This window comes from Streptomyces sp. NPDC046215 (genome assembly GCF_040646215.1).
Classification (GTDB): domain Bacteria; phylum Actinomycetota; class Actinomycetes; order Streptomycetales; family Streptomycetaceae; genus Streptomyces; species Streptomyces stramineus.
Genome location: NZ_JBEYZW010000068.1, coordinates 22,818 through 38,475, shown reverse-complemented (window position 1 = coordinate 38,475; position 15,658 = coordinate 22,818). Strand labels below are relative to the sequence as shown.

The window sequence follows — 15,658 nt, the reverse complement described above, 5'->3', positions numbered from 1 at the left end:
GCCCCCCCGCCCCCCCCCGGGGGGGGCGCCCACCCCGTGCGCCCCCCCGCCCGGCCGCCCCGGCCGGGGGCGCCTCTAGTCTGGTTCCGGCGCATCGGTGCGAAATGGGAGAGAGCGGATGGATCACAGCGGGCACGGCATGATGATGGACATGCCGCCGTTCACGCTGGGACGGGGTCTGCAGTTCAGCGGCGAACCCTTCTTCATGATCGGCTGCTTGCTGGCCCTGGGGCTGTACGGCTGGGGTGTGGTGCGGCTGCGACGGCGCGGTGACGCCTGGCCCGTCGGCCGGATCGTCGGCTTCACGACCGGCGTGCTGTCGGTGGCGCTGGTGATGTGCACCAAGCTCAACGACTACGGCATGGTCATGTTTAGCGTGCACATGGTCCAGCACATGGTGATCAGCATGCTCACGCCGATCCTGCTGCTGCTCGGCGCGCCGGTGACGCTGCTGCTGCGGGCGCTGCCGGCCGCGGGGCGCGGGCGCAAGGGCCCGCGCGAGATCCTGGTGTCCCTGCTGCACAGCCGCTACATGCGGATCATCACGCACCCGGCGTTCACGATCCCGATGTTCATCGCGAGCCTCTACGCCCTGTACTTCACCCCGCTGTTCGACTTCCTCATGGAGAGCAAGACCGGGCACATCGCGATGATGGTCCACTTCCTCGCCGTGGGCCTGGTGTTCTTCTGGCCGATCATGGGCGTGGACCCGGGGCCGAACCGGCCGGGCTATGTGATGCGGATGCTGGAGCTGTTCGCCGGCATGCCGTTCCACGCGTTCTTCGGCATCGCGCTGATGATGGCCTCGGAGCCGATGATCGGCACGTACAAGAACCCGCCGGCGTCGCTGGGCATCGACGCGCTGACCGACCAGCAGGCGGGCGGTGGCATCGCCTGGGCGTTCAGCGAGATTCCCTCGCTCGTGGTCCTGCTCGCCCTGGCGTACCAGTGGTACCGCTCCGAGCAGCGGCAGTCGCGGCGCCACGACCGGGCCGAGGACCGCAACGGCGGCCAGGAGCTGGCGGACTACAACGCGTATCTGGCGTCGCTGCGGGCGCAGCGGCCGTAGGGACCCGCGAAGGTCACGGTATGGCGGTACGGGCCGCGGCCGGGAGACGATGGTCTCCTGGCCGCGGCCCGCGCGTGTGAGCCGGGCCGCCATGAGGAGGTGCGGGCATGCCCGGATCGACGAAGACGATGGCGGGGCTGACGATGGGCGGACTCGTCGTCGTGACCGCCTACACCGTCACGATCGGCGGCAATGGGTGGCTGTGGTTCGCCTGGGTGGTCCTGGGGCTGCTGACCATAGGGGCCATGGTGGCCCGCGGGACGTAGCCGGGCGCCTGGCCGGCGGGGCGTGGAGATGCGCCGCCGCGGGCCGCGACGACGGCCTGCGGCCGAAGACCCGCCGGGCACCCGCTAGAAGCGGAAAAGCGGCCCCGTCTCGCTGTCGAGCGCGCACGCGTTGGGGTAGGTCTTGCGCCAGAGCAGCGTGCGGCCGTTCCACTCGCCCTCGGCGGTGGCGGTCACCGGGTCGTACTCCCGGGTGCACAGGTGCCGGTCCCCGGCCACCGCGCCGGGCTCGCCGTGCGCCCGGCCGAGCTGGGAGCAGGCCGCGGCCGCGTGCGGGTGGTGGCCGCCCGTGTGGGGGCAGTGCAGCTGGACGCCGCGGATCCAGGTGCTGTGCGAGCCCGAGACGCTCAGGAAGAGCCGCCCTCGCTCGGTCTCGCCCGCGCTCGCCGCGGAGGCGGCGAGCCCGACGACAGCCGCGGCTGCCGCTGCTGTCATGACGGTACGTACGGACATCGGTGCCTCCTGGGGCGCGGGGGTGCCCGGTGCCAGGTCATCGCGCGCGGGCGGCGCCGGGCGAGCCGCCGCACCGGACCGTCGCCCGGACGGCGGCGCACGACCACCCGGCCGGCCCACGCGCCGGCGGCGGGCGGGTGGCACACCGTACCGTCCGTGGCACCCCGCTCACCAACCGCCACTACTCTCCCGTGACCTGCAAAAACCTTTCGCCACCTGGGTGCGGGCGGCCGTAGCCTCGGCGTTCATGAACGGACATCGCCGATGAGCGCACGACTGCGGGGCATCGCCAAGGAAACCGAGGACATCGTCGCGTCGGGCGGCTACACCACGCGCGGAGCCCGCCGGGCCGACCTCGCGGACGCCGTCACCCGGGCCCGGGCGGGCACCCGGCTGTACGGGCCGGGCCCGGTGCCCGTCCCGCGGGGGGAGCCGGCGGGGCCGGCCGTCTTCGACGTCACCGCGGAGGGGAGCCTGGACGCGGCGCGGCGGCTGGCCGCGGGCGGGCCGGTCGCGGTGCTGAACTTCGCCTCCGCCCGCAACCCCGGCGGGGGGTACCTCAACGGCGCCCAGGCCCAGGAGGAGGCGCTGTGCCGCGGGTCGGCGCTGTACACGTGTCTGCGCGAGGTGCCGGAGTTCTACGCCGCGCACCGGGCCGACCCCAGCCCGTTCTACAGCGACCGGGTCATCCACTCCCCCGGCGTGCCGGTGTTCCGCGACGACCGGGGGACGCTGCTCGACACCCCGTTCCGGGCGGGCTTCCTCACGTCGCCCGCGCCGAACGCCGGGGTGATCGCGCGCCGCGACCCGGCCGCCTCCGCCCGGGTGCCGGCCGCGCTGGCGGCCCGGGCGGAGCGGGTGCTGGAGGTGGCGGCCGCGCACGATTACCGGCGGCTGGTGCTCGGCGCCTGGGGGTGCGGGGTGTTCCGGAACGACCCGGCGCAGGTGGCGACGGCCTTCCACACGCTGCTGACGGGCCGGGGGCGCTTCGCGGACCGCTTCGAGCGGGTGGCCTTCGCGGTCCTGGACCGCCGCGAGGACTCACCGACGCGGGCAGCCTTCGCGCGGGCCTTCTCGGGAGCCTCTGCCGGGGCCCTTGCCGGGCGGGAACGGTAAGGGTCCGCAGCGCCGCGTCGTCCGCGCGAAGGGGTGCCCCGCGGCGCCCGGTGCGGGCGAGCGCACGGCCGGGGGGCGTCCTCGCGCCGCACGCGCGCGGGCGGGCCCGGCAACACGACGAGGGCCCCTCGGGCGCCGAGCGTCACGGGCCGGACGGGCGGGCCCTCGCCGGGCGGAAGCGGTGCGGGGGCACCCCCGGAGGGCCGCCCCCGCGCCGGACGTACTCGGGCGGGTCCCCCTGCGCCGGACGGGACCGGCGGCCACCCCCTGGTCACCCCTGGATCGAGGGACGGGACCGCCGCTCCCGTGGTGGCGCGGACGTAAGGGCGGAAATATCCCGTATGGAAGTGCTATGCACCTCCCCCGCCTCTCCCTGGCCGGTCTGCTCGTCACCGCCCTGCTCTCCCCGGCGCCGGAGCCCGCCGACGCCGCCCCGCGGCCGCAGTGGCGGCTGCGGTTCTCCGACGGGTTCGACACCCCCGCGCCCCGCGGCGCCTTCTCGGACTGCGACCACTTCCCCGACACCGGGCGGGCCTACTGCGGCGGCCTCACCGGCCGGACGCGCGCCGACTGGTGGGCCTACCCGGACGGCTGGCCCGATACCGCGACCCAGCGCGCGTACCCCGTCGGCGGGCGCTACGACCCGGCGACGACCGTGTGGATCTCGGGCGGCCGGCTGCACCTGCGCCTGTGGCGGGGGCCGGACGGGGACGTCCACAGCGCGGCCGTCGTGCCGAAACCCATGATGGGGCTGCGGTACGGGCGCTATGAGGAGCGGTTCCGCGTCAGCCGGACCGCGGTGGGGTACAAGAGCGCGCACTTGCTCTGGCCCGTCGACGAGGCCGGCTGCCGGGGGTGCGAGATCGACTTTCCCGAGTTCGAGTGGACGGGCACCATCCACGCCTTCACCCATCCCAAGGGCGGCGGCCGGCAGGACGCGTTCGACACCGGGGCCCTGTGGACGTCCTGGCACACCTCGGTGATCGAGTGGACGCCCTCGGGCGTCGCCTACTTCCTCGACGGCCGCCTGATCGGGCGCTCGGTCTCCGGCGTCCCCGACCGGCCCATGAGCTGGATCCTGCAGAACGAGGCCGCCCTCGACGGCTCGCGGGCCGCCCCCGGCAGCCGGGCCCAGTTGGACGTCGACCGGGTCCGGGGCTGGTCGTGGGCCGGGGCGGCGCAAACGCCGCGGGCCCGGACCGCCGACCGCTGAGGTCGGTGGTCCGGGCCCGGTCCGGCGTGCGCTACTTCGCGGCGGCGGCCTTCGGCACCGGGGTGGCGTGCGGGTCGCACGTCACGTCCTTGGCGTCGACCTTGCCTTCCAGGAGGTAGGCGTCGACCCGGGAGTTGACGCAGGGGTTGACGAGCCCGGTGACACCGTGCGAACCGGCGTTCTTCTCGGTGATCAGGCGCGAGCCCTTGAAGCGCTTGTGCAGGTCGACGGCGCCCGCGTACGGGGTCGCGGCGTCACGCTCGGCCTGCACGATGAGCGTCTTGGGCAGACCCTTGCGGGTGGTGACCTCGAGCGGGTTCTGCTGCGGGGCCTTCCAGGTGGCGCAGGGGAGGTTCATCCAGGCGTTGGACCACGTCATGAAGGGGGCCTTCTGGTGGATGCGGGTGTTGTCCCGGTCCCACTTCTTCCAGCTGGTCGGCCACTTGGCGTCGGCGCACTCGACCGCGGTGTAGACCGCGTTGCCGTTCTCCTTCTCGATGTTGCCGGCCTTGTCGGCCAGGTCGGGACCGGCCGCCTCGATCAGCGGCTTCTCGTCACCGGCGACGTACTTGCTCCAGGCCTCGGCGACCGGGACCCACGAGGAGTCGTAGTACGCGGCGCTCTGGAAGAAGCCGATCAGCTCGGCCGGGCCGACGACCCCGCCGATGGGCTTCTTCTTGGCGGTGGCCCGCAGCTTCTCCCAGCCCTTCTGGACCTCGGCCTGCGTCGTGCCGAGGTGGAAGACGCTGTCGTACTTGGCGACCCACGCCTCCCAGTCCTTGAAGCGGCCCTCGAAGGCGGTGTCCTGCTCCAGGTTGGCCTGGTACCAGATGTTGTCCTGCGCGGGGCTGACGACGCTGTCGACGACCATGCGGCGGACGTGGTCGGGGAAGAGCGTGCCGTACACGGCGCCGAGGTAGGTGCCGTAGGAGACGCCCAGGTAGTTGAGCTTCTTCTCGCCGAGGGCGGCCCGGACGACGTCGATGTCACGGGCGGTGTTCATGGTGGTGAGGTACGGCAGCAGGTCGCCGCTGCGCTCGGCGCAGCCGTCGGCGTACTCGCGGGCCAGCTTGCGCTGGGCGCGCTTGTCGGCCTCGCTGTCGGGCACCGGGTCGGCCTTGGGGGCGGCGACGAACTTCTGCGGGTCGACGCAGGAGATCGGGGCGGAGTGCCCGACGCCGCGCGGGTCGAAGCCGACGAAGTCGTACGCCTTCGCGGTCTTCGCCCAGAGCGGGTTCTTGGTCGTGACCCGCTTGGGGAACTTCATGCCGGAGCCGCCGGGGCCGCCGGGGTTGTAGATGAGCGCACCCTGGCGCTCGTCCGCGGTACCGGTGGAGCGCACCCGGTCCACGGCTATCTTGATGGTGCGGCCGTTCGGCTTGCTGTAGTCGACGGGAACGGTGACGAACCCGCACTGGATGGGCTTCTCCAGCGCCCAGGAGGCGGGGCAGTCCTGCCACTTGACGCCTGCCTTGGCCGCCCGGTCGGCGGCGATCTTCACACCGCGCGCCTCGGCGGCACCGCCGGGCACGCGGTCGCCGGCACTGGCCGCCGGGGCGGTCAGGAACCCGGCCACCAGCGCGCCGGTCACGACCGTGCCGGCCGCGCCGAGAATCGAAGTAGGTCTCACGTAGGAATCCCCCTGCTGAATGCGCCGCCGGTCAGCGGCGTTGATCGCCGTGCTGAGGGGGATCCTTTCGTCTCCCATGCCATAAAAGACAGGTCGTACGAGTGTTCTTTACTAATCCGTAAGGATGATGACACAAACGGCGCCACGTGTGACGCCACCGGTCACCGCTACCTCAAGCCGCCCATATCCGTTCAGCCGCGCCGAAGTCATCCGTTTCCAGCAGTTTTCTCAGGCGCAGCCCGTCGGGCGCCACCGCGCTCAGCACCGCCCCCGGCCCGGCGAGCGGGGTGAGGGCGGCGGTCGGCCCGACCGGGCGCGCCCGTACGGGGCACGCGGTGAAGGCCGGGTCGACGACGAGGAGTTGGCCCACCGCGCGGTGACCGCCCAGGACGGCGCCGCCGTCCCAGCCGGGCGTCCCCGGGCCGTAGCCCAACTCCTGGTCGAACAGCGGGCGTCCGGCCCGGTGGATGGTCAACCGGGCGGTGAGCCGCCCGGGTTCCTCGCCCGCCCGTCCGAGGATCTGTTCCTCCCGGAGCACCAGGCGCGCGGTCGGGGCGAGGTCCACCCGGATGCTGGTCCGCAGGTCGCTGCCGCGGGCGGAGATCAGCGGCTCGGGCAGCCAGCGCAGCGTCGCCCCCTCGCCGAGTTGTATACGAACGTCGTAGGTGGCCGGTGCGCCCGTCCGCCCGGGCAGGGCGAGGGTGGCGGCCGTGGTGGTGAAGCGCAGGGCGGCCCCGTCCTCGACGCGGACGGTCAGGCCGAGGCGGTCGCCGCCCAGCGGCGCGCTCATCGCGCCGACGAGGGCGACCCGCGCCTCGGGCCCGGCCGGGCGCAGCCGGCGCAGCGCGAAGGGGCCCGCGCCGGCGAGGACGGGCAGGGCCGTGCCGCCCCTGCCGTCGGCGGCGGCGACGATCCGCGCCTCGGCCCGCAGGCCGGCGGGGGCGGCACGGTCCGCGGGGGTCGTCATCGCGGGCCGGCGGTCCACGCGGCGAGCTGCCCGCGCACCCACTCCTCGACGGGCCGCACCCCGCCCTCGGCGGCGAGGGAGGTGAAGGCGACGGGCAGGTCGCCGCGCTGGGCCTGCGCGTCGCGGGCCATGCCGTCCAGGTCGACGCCGACGTAGGGGGCGAGGTCGGTCTTGTTGACGACGAGCAGGTCGGCGGTGGTGACGCCGGGGCCGCCCTTGCGGGGGATGTCGTCGCCGCCGGCGACGTCGATGACGAAGATCTGCGCGTCGACGAGGCCCTTGGAGAAGGTGGCGGTGAGGTTGTCGCCACCGGATTCCACGAGGATCAGGTCCAAGGGGCCGGTCTTCTCCTCCAGGTCCTCCACGGCTTCGAGGTTGGCGGAGATGTCGTCGCGGATCGCGGTGTGCGGGCAGGCGCCGGTCTCCACGGCGGTGATGCGCTCGGGCGGCAGGACGGCGTTGCGGAGCAGGAACTCGGCGTCCTCGCGGGTGTAGATGTCGTTGGTGACGACGGCTATGGACAGGTGGTCGCGCAGGGCGCGGCAGAGGGCGGCGACGGTCGCGGTCTTGCCGGTTCCGACGGGGCCGCCGAGGCCGATCCGCAGGGCGCGGCGGGTGCCGTCGGGGCGGTGGGGGTCGGCGGCGCTGTAGGTGTGGCGGTGGGGGAAGGCGTCGGGGTGGTCGAGGTGCATGGTTCCTCCGGGGGTTGGTGGTGGGGGTTTCCCCAGCCCCGCCCTTTCTCCGTTTCCCGGGGCTCCGCCCCGGGCCCCGGTCCTCAAGCTCCGGACGGGCTGTTTTCCAGCCTGTCCGGCGCTTGAGGACGCCGCGCGCAGCGCGGTCCGGGGGCCGGGGGCGCCCCCGGTTTCGGGAAGGGGCGGGTCAGGGGAGAAGAACGCGTCGCGGCCTACGAGGCGAACAGCCGCACAGGCCATGCCGCGTGCTGCTCCGCCGTGATGTCGAGCAGCGGCGCGGACGGGGCCGGCAGGGCGTCGAGCCCGTCGTGGCGCGCCCGCCGCGCCGCCTCGGCGGCGGCCGCGGCGACGTCGTCGAGCTCCGGCGCCAGCCGGGCCAGCACGGCGGTCGCGGCGAACGGGTCGAGGCCGAGCAGCCGGACGACAGCGGTGGCGGGTCCGCTCACCGACTCGTACGCGGCGGCGTACGCGGCGTCGAGCGGGCCCAGCCCGGCGGCGCGGGCGGCGAGGCCGAGCACCACGGGCTGGTGGGCGCCGCGCGGCCGGGCGGCGGCGAGGGCGTCGAGCGCGGGTGAGGGCCAGGCGGCCCGGGCGGCGCGCGTCATCTGGCGGCCGAGCCGCCGTCCCACGGCGCGCAGGGCCGCCGACGGGGTGCGGGCGTCGGCGGCCTCGTCGAGCAGCAGCGGGTCGATCCCGGCGGCGGCCGCGGCGGCGAGCCCGGCCGCCGCGAGCCCGGCGGTGTGCAGCCGTCCCCGGCAGAACTCCGCCAGGGTCGCGGCGTCGGTCACCCGCCCGGCCTTGACGGCGGCTTCGGCGCCGCCGGAGTGCGCGTGGCCGCCGGCGGGGAAGCGCCCGTCGGCGAGCACGAGCAGCGCGCCGCGCGCCCCGGCGCCGGCCGGTGCGGCGGTGACCGGTGGGGCGGCGACCGGTGGAGCGGTGACCGGCCGGGCCAGGTCGACGGTCATGTCGGAACCCCGTATCAGGACGCGCATCAGAAGAGGAAGTACCGCTGGGCCATGGGCAGCTCGGCCACCGGCTGGGGGTCGACGGGGTCGCCGTCGATGGTCACGGTGAAGGTGTCGGGGTCGACCTGCACCCTCGGGCGGGCGTCGTTGTTGCGCATGTCCGCCTTGGTGAGGTTGCGGGTATTGCGGATGGGGGTGAAGCGCTTGCCGAGGCCGAGGCGTTCGGGGAGGCCGTCGTCCAGGGCCCACTGGGTGACGAAGTTCAGGGAGTTGGCGGTGGGGGCCCGGCCCACGGCGCCGTACATGGGGCGCGGCAGAACCGGCTGCGGGGTGGGAACGGAGGCGTTGGCGTCGCCCATCTGCGCGTAGGCGATCTGGCCGCCCTTGATGACGAGGAGGGGCTTGACGCCGAAGAAGGCGGGTTCCCACAGCACCAGGTCGGCCAGTTTGCCGGTCTCGACGGAGCCGATCTCGTGGTCGAGGCCCTGGGCGACGGCCGGGTTGATGGTGTATTTGGCGACGTAGCGGCGGGCACGCCGGTTGTCGGCCGGCCCGTCGCCCGGCAGGGCCCCGCGGCGCCGCTTCATCACGTGCGCGGTCTGCCAGGTGCGCAGCACGACCTCGCCGACGCGGCCCATGGCCTGGGAGTCGGAGGAGATGATCGAGATCGCCCCGAGGTCGTGCAGGACGTCCTCGGCGGCGATGGTGCCGGGCCGGATGCGGGACTCGGCGAAGGCGAGGTCCTCGGGGACGGCCGGGTTGAGGTGGTGGCAGACCATCAGCATGTCGAGGTGTTCGTCGACGGTGTTGACGGTGTGCGGGCGGGTGGGGTTGGTGGAGCTGGGCAGGACGTTCGCCTCGGAGACGACGGTGATGATGTCCGGCGCGTGACCGCCGCCCGCACCCTCGGTGTGGTACGCGTGGAGGGTGCGGCCGGCGACGGCCGCGAGGGTGTCACCGACGAAGCCGGCCTCGTTGAGGGTGTCGGTGTGGATGGCGAGCTGCGCGCCGCTCTCCTCGCACACGGCCAGGCAGGCGTCGATCACGGCGGGGGTCGCGCCCCAGTCCTCGTGGATCTTGAATCCGACGGCGCCCGCGCGCAGTTGGGCGCGCATCGAGTCGTACGAGACGGTGTTGCCCTTGCCGAGGAAGCCGACGTTGAGGGGGTAGCCCTCCATCGCCTCGAACATCCGGGCGAGGTGCCAGGAGCCGGGGGTGACGGTGGTGGCCTTGCTGCCCTCGGCCGGGCCCGTGCCGCCGCCGACGAGGGTGGTGACCCCGGAGGCGAGGGCCTCGTCGGCGAGCTGCGGGCAGATGAAGTGGACGTGGGCGTCGACGGCTCCGGCGGTGAGGATCCTGCCGTTCCCGGCGATGATCTCGGTCTCGGGGCCGATGACGAGGTCGGGGTGGACGCCATCCATGGTGTCGGGGTTGCCGGCCTTGCCGACGCCGGTGATCCGGCCGTCGCGGATCCCGATGTCGGCCTTGACGACGCCCCAGTGGTCGAGGACGACCGCTCCGGTGATGACGGTGTCGGGGGCGCCCTCGGCGCGGGTGACGCGGGACTGGCCCATGGACTCGCGGATGACCTTCCCGCCGCCGAAGACCGCTTCGTCACCGGCGCGGCCGGGGCCGCCGCTGCGGTCCTCCTCGATCTCGACGAGAAGGTCGGTGTCGGCGAGGCGGATCCGGTCCCCGGTGGTCGGGCCGTACAGATCGGCGTAGGCGGTCCGGGCCAGCTCAGTCATCGAGCGGCCCCCCGCAGGCGCCGCGCAGCCCCTCGACGACGCGTTTGCCGCCGATCGGCACGAGCTCGACCTCGACGGGGATGCCGGGCTCGAAGCGGACGGCGGTGCCCGCGGCGATGCACAGGCGTTTGCCGTGGGCGGCGGCGCGGTCGAACTCCAGGCCGGGGTTGGCCTCGGCGAAGTGGTAGTGCGAGCCGACCTGCACGGGCCGGTCGGCGGCGTTGAGGACGGTGAGGCCGGTGCGGGGCAGGCCCTCGTTGAGGCGCACGGGCCCGGTGGCGTGGAGGATCTCTCCGGGGATCATCGCGGCGGTCTCCCCCGTCATCCGATGGGCTCGTGGACGGTGACGAGCTTGGTGCCGTCCGGGAAGGTGGCCTCGACCTGGACCTCGGGGATCATCTCGGGGATGCCCCGCATGACCTCGTCACGGGTGAGGACCTTGCGCCCGGAGGACATCAGCTCGGCCACGGTACGGCCGTCGCGGGCGCCTTCGAGGACGTGGACGGTGATCAGGGCCACCGCCTCGGGGTGGTTGAGGAGCACGCCGCGGTCCCGGCGCTGCGCGGCGACGTCGGCGGCCACATGGATCAGCAGGCGTTCCTGCTCATGCGGGGAAAGTTGCATGCGTCCCACCTCACTGACGAGCCCAGGTCCCCCGGTGAACACAGCGGGGACACACCTGAGTTCTACACACTGTTGACCTGGGGTTCTCCCCCGACGGCCTGGGATTGCAGATTAGAGCGCAACCTTTTCCAACGCGTTAACTGACGCTTTGCAATGCCATGGCCAGGGCTCTTGTCGTGGAGCGGCGCGGCGGTCCCCGCCGCCGTACGCTCGGAAGCGAGGCAGAGGAGCGAGTCCCGTGCGCATCGTGATCACTGAGTTCATGAGCCTGGACGGCGTGGTGCAGGCACCGGGCGGACCCGAGGAGGACACCGACGGCGGTTTCGCCCACGGCGGCTGGTCGCACCCGTTCTTCGACCCGGAAGTGATGGGCGGTGCCTTCGACGACGCGCTGGGCAAAGCCGGGGCCCTGCTGTTCGGGCGCCGCACCTGGCAGACGATGGCCGCGGCGTGGCCCGGCCGGGCCGGCGACGCGTTCGCCGACCGGATGAACGCCCTCCCCAAGTACGTCGTCACCCGGACCCTGGCCGACGAGGAGCTGACGTGGCACAACACCACGCGCATTCCCGGCGGCGACGCCCTCGCCCGGATCGGGGAGCTGCGCGCGGCCGAGGGCGGCGACCTGCTGGTCATGGGGAGCCCCAGCCTCGCGCGCACCCTTCTGGGCGCGGGCCTGGCCGACGAACTCCGGCTCATGATCGAGCCGGTGCTGCTGGGCGGCGGCAAGACGATCTTTCCCGGGGACGGGGTGCTGCGCGCCCTGGAGCTGGTCTCCACGGTCACCAGCGACACGGGTGTGCTCGTGTGTACCTACCGGCCGGCGGCCGGGGCGTAGGCCCCCGTCAGGAGCGGCGCGAGGTGTCGCCCGGCTCCCCGTGCCGGGCGGCGATGCCGAAGCGGTGGGGTTCGGCGGGGGCGACCGACAGGGGCCGCACCTCGGAGACGGTGCTGATCGCCCGCTCCGCGCCGGCCGCCTCGGGCTCCTGCAGCCGCTCCAGATCGGCGGCGGACACCAGGGCGACGAGCGGCTTCCCGTGCCGGGTGACGACGACCCGCTCACCGCCGTACACCACGCGGTTGATCAGGTCCGCCAGCTCGGCCCGGGCTTGCGTCACCGGAATTTCGTAGGCCATGCGCCCAGCTTAATCGGCGCTCAGCGACGGCCGTGAGGCCCTCGGGAGCCCAAGGCCTGCCCGGCGGATGGGGTGCACCACCGCTGCGCGGCGGTGTCCTCAATCGCCGGACGGGCTATTCAGCCCGTCCGGCGATTGAGGACGCGCCCGGAGGGCGCCCGCCGCCGCAGGCGGCAACGACGACCCGCAGCCGAAGACCTAACCGAACACACGGGAAGGCGCCCCCCGGAGGGAGAAGGTTCGCTCTCAGCGAGCGGCCCGGACGCCTCCGGACCCTTGCCTGTTGTTGATCACTGGGCCATGCTCGACATTCCCACGGAATGTACGTCCTGTACATTTCTTCGGCCGAAGGGTGCTCCGCGATGCTCCGTCCCACCGCCCGTCACGTGCTGCCCGAACTCACCGAACGCACCAGCTACGGAATGCGCTCGATGGACCCGTACTCCAAGCTGTTCTCCGAGCGCATCGTCTTCCTGGGCACGCCGATCGACGACGTCTGCGCCAACGACGTCGTGGCCCAGTTCATGGCCCTCGAACACGCCGGGCCCGACCAGGCCATCTCGCTCTACATCAATTCCCCGGGCGGCTCGTTCTCCGCGATGACCGCCATCTACGACACGATGCGCTTCGTGTCCTGCGACGTGGAGACCATCTGCCTGGGGCAGGCCGCCTCGTCCGCCGCCGTGCTGCTCGCGGCCGGGACGCCGGGCAGGCGGCTCGTCCTGCCGAACGCGCGGGTGCTCATCCACCAGCCCTCGCTCAGCGGGCCCGTTCAGGGGCAGGCCACGGATCTGGAGATCCAGGCCGCGGAGTTGCTGCGGACCCGCGACACCCTGGAGGAGTTGCTGGCCCGGCACACCGGGCAGAGCCGGGAACGGATCGGGCGCGACATCGAGCGGGACAAGATCTTCGACGCCGAGGCCGCGCTGGCCTACGGGCTGGTCGACCGGCTCACCTCCAGCCGCAAGCGGCAAGGGCAACTGCTGGGGGCGCACTGAGCGGCGGGCCGGGCCCCGGCGGACACGGCCCGCCGGGGCCCGGCGGCCGTCAGTTGGCGACGGCCTGCTCCGCCGCGTCGGCCCCGCCGAGGGCCTCGGTGATCACCAGCGGGTTCCAGAAGTCCCGGAAGCGCGTGATGAGTCCGTTCTCGGTCCACACCACCGACACATAGGTCTGCCGGAAGGTCCGGCCGGTCACGAGCGCGGTGCCTTCGCTCGTGAACTCGGCGACGATCAGCTCCGGGTCGGTCGTCTCGTGGAACGTCACCTCGCTGAACGTCATCCGAAGCTGCTCCGGGAAGTGCTTCATGTGCTCGGCCAGCGCCGCCCGGCCCCGCAGCGACGCCTGCCAGCCGGCCGGCGGGAACGGGAACTCCAGGACGCCGTCGGGGTGGAAGAGGTCGAGCCACTCGTCGATCCTGCCGTCGGAGAGCAGCTGCAGGTTGCGGACGAACATCTCCTGGGTCCGCTTGCGCAGGGCCTCCGGCCCGTTCGCTCCGGTCATCATGTGCTCCTCGTTCTTCGTGTATACCAGGGGGACTTGTCAGGCGTGGAGTGGTGAGCTTCCGGGCCATCGTGGCGCACCGGTGGTGTGCGGTCAGCGGCGGGGGCCGCCCGGCCGAGGGAGACCGGCAGGCCGAGGAGTCCGCGCAACAGGGTGGCTTCCATCCAGACCAGGTCCTCGGGGGCCGTGGCCAGGGCCAGGTCCGGGAAGCGGGCCAGCAGCCGGCCGATGGCGATCTGCGCCTCCAGCCGCCCCACCGGGGCGCCGACGCAGTAGTGGATGCCGTGCCCGAACCCGAGGTGTCCGGTGGCGTTGCGGGTGATGTCGAACCGCTCGGGGTCGGGGTACTGGGCGGGGTCGCGGTTGGCGGCCCGCATCGACACGAGGATGAACTCCCCCGCCGGGATGGGTATCCCGCCCACGGTGATGGGCTCGGTGGTGAAGCGGAGCATGGACATCACGGCGGGCCCCTCGTAGCGCAGGAGCTCCTCGACCGCGCCCGGGAGCAGCGCGGGGTCCGCCCGCAGCGCGGCCAGTTGGTCCGGGTTGCACAGCAGCCGGAGCACGCCGCTGCCGATGAGGTTCACCGTGGTCTCGAACCCGGCCTTGAGCAGCAGGTAGGCCATGCCCACCAGTTCCGTCTCGTTGAGCCGGTCGTCGTTGTCGCGGGCCTGGATCAGGGCGGTGAGCAGGTCGTCGGCGGGCTGTGCGCGCTTCCTGCGGATCAGTCCGGTCAGGTAGCGGGCCATCTCGTCGGTCACGGCCTCGGCGGACTCCGGGTCGAGCAGCTCCGCCTGCTGCCGGGCCCAGGTGCGGAACAGCGGCCGGTCCTCGCGCGGTACGCCGAGGAGCAGGCAGATGACCGAGATGGGCAGGGGGAAGGCGTAGTCCCAGACCAGGTCGGCGTGGTCCCGGCCGGCCAGGTCGTCCAAGAGCTCGTCGGTCAGCTCCTCGATCGCGGGGCGCAGCCGTTCGACCATGCGCGCGGTGAACGCCTTGTTGACCAGGGTCCGCAGCCGGGTGTGGTCCGGCGGGTCGAAGTTGAGCATGTGCTGGGTGAGGGCGCCGCCGATGATGGGCCGCTCGTGGCCGGTGTGCCGGGTGTAGAGCTCGCCGGCCCGGTACATGTCCTTGGCGACCCGGGTGTCGGCGAGCACCGCGCGGGCCTCGTCGTAGCGGGTCACCAGCCACACGCGGTAGCCCTCGGGCATGACGGCCTCGCGGACGGGGGCGTCGGCGCTCAGGCCGTCGTAGACGGGGTGGAGCGGGGAGACCAGCTCCTCGCCCAGCAGGAGTTTCGGCGCGGCGCCGGTGTCGGTCATGTCGTCCTCTCATGGGGCGGTGCGGGCGCCACGGGCGCGCCGGGCCGGGCGGGGGCCGCTGCGGTGATCCCGGTGAAGAGCCGGTCGAGGGCGGCGTCCGGCAGCAGCCGGGCCAGGACGCTCGCGCCCGTCGCGTCGGGGCCGACGCGGTAGCGGGTCCGCGGCCGGCCGGCGGTGAGGGCGTGGTGCACGGCGCGGGCGAAGTGCTCCGGCCGGGTCCGGCTCTCCCGGGCCTTGCGCTCGTTGGCCGCCAGGAAGCGCGGGAACGTCTCGCGGTAGTGGGCGGCGACGCCGTCCGGCATGGCGTCGAGGATGCGCTGTCCCTCGCCGGAGACCTTCTCCCAGATCGGGGTCATGATCGCGCCGGGCTGGACCACCGAGACGGCGATGCCGGAGGAGCGCAGCTCGCGGCGGAGCGCGTCGCTGACGGCTTCCTTGGCGAACTGGGCGGCGGCGTAGGCGCCGAGGTAGGGGATGGCGACGCTGCCCAGGCCGGAGGTGACGTTGACGACGCGGCCCCGGGCGCGGCGCAGCCCGGGCAGGAAGGACTGGGTGACGAGCACGGTGCCGACGACGTTGACGTCGAGCTGGGCGCGCAGTTGCTCGGCGGGCACGCCCTCCAGTGGGGCGGAGACGCAGATGCCCGCGTTGTTCACCAGCCCCCACAGGCCGCCGCGGCCCTCGGCGGCGGCTACCGACGCGGCCGCTTCGCGCACCGACTCCTCGCTGGTCAGGTCGAGGGTGAGCGGGTGGATCAGCCCGTGCCGGGCCTCGGCGGCGAGCTGTTCGCCGTCGGCGGCCTTGCGGACTCCGGCGTGGACGCGGAAGCCCAGGCGGTCGAGATGCAGCGCGCAGGCCCGGCCCAGGCCGGTGGAGGCGCCGGTGACGACGACGGCCCGCCCGGCGGGGGAAAGGGACCGCGGTGTTCCGAACAAGGGT

The 15,658-nt window shown here is 73.4% G+C and carries 18 protein-coding genes; 6 read left to right on the top strand and 12 right to left on the bottom strand.

Features of this window, described 5'->3' with window-relative positions; genetic code table 11:
* The first annotated feature begins 118 nt into the window (after window positions 1-118).
* Both ABZ951_RS25115 and ABZ951_RS25110 read left to right on the top strand, forming a co-directional pair.
* Window positions 119-1,069, top strand: coding sequence for a cytochrome c oxidase assembly protein (locus ABZ951_RS25115; RefSeq protein WP_344096855.1), 951 nt, complete (start codon window positions 119-121; stop codon window positions 1,067-1,069).
* 107 nt (window positions 1,070-1,176) lie between these two features.
* The gene (locus tag ABZ951_RS25110) at window positions 1,177-1,335 is read left to right on the top strand and encodes a hypothetical protein (RefSeq protein ID WP_344096857.1); all 159 of its coding nucleotides are present in this window, start codon (window positions 1,177-1,179) and stop codon (window positions 1,333-1,335) included.
* An 84-nt stretch (window positions 1,336-1,419) separates the two neighbouring features.
* Here ABZ951_RS25110 and ABZ951_RS25105 read toward each other — a convergent pair whose 3' ends face one another.
* Window positions 1,420-1,806 carry an SSI family serine proteinase inhibitor gene (locus ABZ951_RS25105; protein ID WP_344096859.1) on the bottom strand — a complete coding sequence of 129 codons (387 nt, stop codon included), beginning with the start codon at window positions 1,804-1,806 and terminating at the stop codon, window positions 1,420-1,422.
* Window positions 1,807-2,070: 264 nt separating this feature from the next.
* Between ABZ951_RS25105 and ABZ951_RS25100 the strand changes: the two genes are divergently transcribed.
* Together ABZ951_RS25100 and ABZ951_RS25095 are read left to right on the top strand one after the other, a co-directional pair.
* The gene (locus tag ABZ951_RS25100) at window positions 2,071-2,922 is read left to right on the top strand and encodes a TIGR02452 family protein (RefSeq protein ID WP_361280736.1); all 852 of its coding nucleotides are present in this window, start codon (window positions 2,071-2,073) and stop codon (window positions 2,920-2,922) included.
* 352 nt (window positions 2,923-3,274) lie between these two features.
* On the top strand, window positions 3,275-4,135 hold the full coding sequence (locus ABZ951_RS25095) for a glycoside hydrolase family 16 protein (RefSeq protein ID WP_344096864.1): 861 nt from the start codon (window positions 3,275-3,277) through the stop codon (window positions 4,133-4,135).
* A gap of 31 nt (window positions 4,136-4,166) precedes the next feature.
* On the opposite strand, the gene ABZ951_RS25090 is transcribed toward ABZ951_RS25095, so the two are convergent.
* The 7 genes from ABZ951_RS25090 to ABZ951_RS25060 all read right to left on the bottom strand — a co-directional run bounded on the left by ABZ951_RS25090 (window position 4,167) and on the right by ABZ951_RS25060 (window position 10,761).
* Window positions 4,167-5,765: an alpha/beta hydrolase gene (locus ABZ951_RS25090; protein ID WP_344096867.1), complete on the bottom strand. Its 1,599-nt coding sequence runs from the start codon at window positions 5,763-5,765 to the stop codon at window positions 4,167-4,169.
* Window positions 5,766-5,937: 172 nt separating this feature from the next.
* On the bottom strand, window positions 5,938-6,732 hold the full coding sequence (locus tag ABZ951_RS25085) for an urease accessory protein UreD (RefSeq protein ID WP_361280734.1): 795 nt from the start codon (window positions 6,730-6,732) through the stop codon (window positions 5,938-5,940).
* A complete protein-coding gene (gene ureG, locus ABZ951_RS25080) occupies window positions 6,729-7,424 on the bottom strand; it encodes an urease accessory protein UreG (protein WP_344096871.1) in 696 nt (231 codons plus the stop codon). Before ureG ends, ABZ951_RS25085 begins: the two co-directional genes overlap by 4 nt.
* A gap of 212 nt (window positions 7,425-7,636) precedes the next feature.
* On the bottom strand, window positions 7,637-8,416 hold the full coding sequence (locus tag ABZ951_RS25075) for an urease accessory UreF family protein (RefSeq protein ID WP_361280732.1): 780 nt from the start codon (window positions 8,414-8,416) through the stop codon (window positions 7,637-7,639).
* The gene (locus ABZ951_RS25070) at window positions 8,416-10,137 is read right to left on the bottom strand and encodes an urease subunit alpha (protein ID WP_344092591.1); all 1,722 of its coding nucleotides are present in this window, start codon (window positions 10,135-10,137) and stop codon (window positions 8,416-8,418) included. The genes ABZ951_RS25075 and ABZ951_RS25070 overlap by 1 nt, the downstream gene beginning before the upstream one ends.
* On the bottom strand, window positions 10,130-10,441 hold the full coding sequence (locus ABZ951_RS25065; RefSeq protein ID WP_344092600.1) for an urease subunit beta: 312 nt from the start codon (window positions 10,439-10,441) through the stop codon (window positions 10,130-10,132). Before ABZ951_RS25065 ends, ABZ951_RS25070 begins: the two co-directional genes overlap by 8 nt.
* A gap of 17 nt (window positions 10,442-10,458) precedes the next feature.
* Window positions 10,459-10,761, bottom strand: coding sequence for an urease subunit gamma (locus ABZ951_RS25060; protein ID WP_344092589.1), 303 nt, complete (start codon window positions 10,759-10,761; stop codon window positions 10,459-10,461).
* Window positions 10,762-10,999: 238 nt separating this feature from the next.
* On the opposite strand from ABZ951_RS25060, the gene ABZ951_RS25055 reads away from it, so the two are divergent.
* Window positions 11,000-11,596: a dihydrofolate reductase family protein gene (locus ABZ951_RS25055; protein ID WP_344092587.1), complete on the top strand. Its 597-nt coding sequence runs from the start codon at window positions 11,000-11,002 to the stop codon at window positions 11,594-11,596.
* A 7-nt stretch (window positions 11,597-11,603) separates the two neighbouring features.
* On the opposite strand, the gene ABZ951_RS25050 is transcribed toward ABZ951_RS25055, so the two are convergent.
* Entirely contained in the window at window positions 11,604-11,894 is a 291-nt protein-coding gene (locus tag ABZ951_RS25050; RefSeq protein ID WP_344092585.1) for a type II toxin-antitoxin system Phd/YefM family antitoxin, read from the bottom strand.
* Window positions 11,895-12,256: 362 nt separating this feature from the next.
* On the opposite strand from ABZ951_RS25050, the gene ABZ951_RS25045 reads away from it, so the two are divergent.
* On the top strand, window positions 12,257-12,892 hold the full coding sequence (locus ABZ951_RS25045; RefSeq protein ID WP_344092582.1) for an ATP-dependent Clp protease proteolytic subunit: 636 nt from the start codon (window positions 12,257-12,259) through the stop codon (window positions 12,890-12,892).
* 49 nt (window positions 12,893-12,941) lie between these two features.
* Here the strand turns inward: ABZ951_RS25045 and ABZ951_RS25040 are convergent, their stop codons facing one another.
* The 3 genes from ABZ951_RS25040 to ABZ951_RS25030 are packed head-to-tail and all read right to left on the bottom strand — an operon-like array spanning window position 12,942 to window position 15,654.
* Window positions 12,942-13,397 (bottom strand): nuclear transport factor 2 family protein, encoded by a 456-nt coding sequence (locus tag ABZ951_RS25040; protein WP_344092580.1) that lies wholly within the window; start codon window positions 13,395-13,397, stop codon window positions 12,942-12,944.
* Entirely contained in the window at window positions 13,397-14,719 is a 1,323-nt protein-coding gene (locus tag ABZ951_RS25035; protein WP_344092578.1) for a cytochrome P450, read from the bottom strand. Before ABZ951_RS25035 ends, ABZ951_RS25040 begins: the two co-directional genes overlap by 1 nt.
* Window positions 14,716-15,654: an SDR family NAD(P)-dependent oxidoreductase gene (locus tag ABZ951_RS25030; protein WP_344092576.1), complete on the bottom strand. Its 939-nt coding sequence runs from the start codon at window positions 15,652-15,654 to the stop codon at window positions 14,716-14,718. Before ABZ951_RS25030 ends, ABZ951_RS25035 begins: the two co-directional genes overlap by 4 nt.
* Window positions 15,655-15,658 lie beyond the last annotated feature (4 nt).

Excerpts from the sequence above, each read along its gene's own strand:
- ABZ951_RS25115 (WP_344096855.1), top strand. The coding sequence starts at position 119 with ATGGATCACAGCGGGCACGGCATGATGATGGACATGCCGCCGTTCACG.
- ABZ951_RS25110 (WP_344096857.1), top strand. The coding sequence starts at position 1,177 with ATGCCCGGATCGACGAAGACGATGGCGGGGCTGACGATGGGCGGACTC.
- ABZ951_RS25105 (WP_344096859.1), bottom strand. The coding sequence starts at position 1,806 with ATGTCCGTACGTACCGTCATGACAGCAGCGGCAGCCGCGGCTGTCGTC.
- ABZ951_RS25100 (WP_361280736.1), top strand. The coding sequence starts at position 2,071 with ATGAGCGCACGACTGCGGGGCATCGCCAAGGAAACCGAGGACATCGTC.
- ABZ951_RS25095 (WP_344096864.1), top strand. The coding sequence starts at position 3,275 with ATGCACCTCCCCCGCCTCTCCCTGGCCGGTCTGCTCGTCACCGCCCTG.
- ABZ951_RS25085 (WP_361280734.1), bottom strand. The coding sequence starts at position 6,732 with ATGACGACCCCCGCGGACCGTGCCGCCCCCGCCGGCCTGCGGGCCGAG.
- ureG (WP_344096871.1), bottom strand. The coding sequence starts at position 7,424 with ATGCACCTCGACCACCCCGACGCCTTCCCCCACCGCCACACCTACAGC.
- ABZ951_RS25075 (WP_361280732.1), bottom strand. The coding sequence starts at position 8,416 with ATGCGCGTCCTGATACGGGGTTCCGACATGACCGTCGACCTGGCCCGG.
- ABZ951_RS25070 (WP_344092591.1), bottom strand. The coding sequence starts at position 10,137 with ATGACTGAGCTGGCCCGGACCGCCTACGCCGATCTGTACGGCCCGACC.
- ABZ951_RS25065 (WP_344092600.1), bottom strand. The coding sequence starts at position 10,441 with ATGATCCCCGGAGAGATCCTCCACGCCACCGGGCCCGTGCGCCTCAAC.
- ABZ951_RS25060 (WP_344092589.1), bottom strand. The coding sequence starts at position 10,761 with ATGCAACTTTCCCCGCATGAGCAGGAACGCCTGCTGATCCATGTGGCC.
- ABZ951_RS25050 (WP_344092585.1), bottom strand. The coding sequence starts at position 11,894 with ATGGCCTACGAAATTCCGGTGACGCAAGCCCGGGCCGAGCTGGCGGAC.
- ABZ951_RS25045 (WP_344092582.1), top strand. The coding sequence starts at position 12,257 with ATGCTCCGTCCCACCGCCCGTCACGTGCTGCCCGAACTCACCGAACGC.
- ABZ951_RS25040 (WP_344092580.1), bottom strand. The coding sequence starts at position 13,397 with ATGACCGGAGCGAACGGGCCGGAGGCCCTGCGCAAGCGGACCCAGGAG.
- ABZ951_RS25035 (WP_344092578.1), bottom strand. The coding sequence starts at position 14,719 with ATGACCGACACCGGCGCCGCGCCGAAACTCCTGCTGGGCGAGGAGCTG.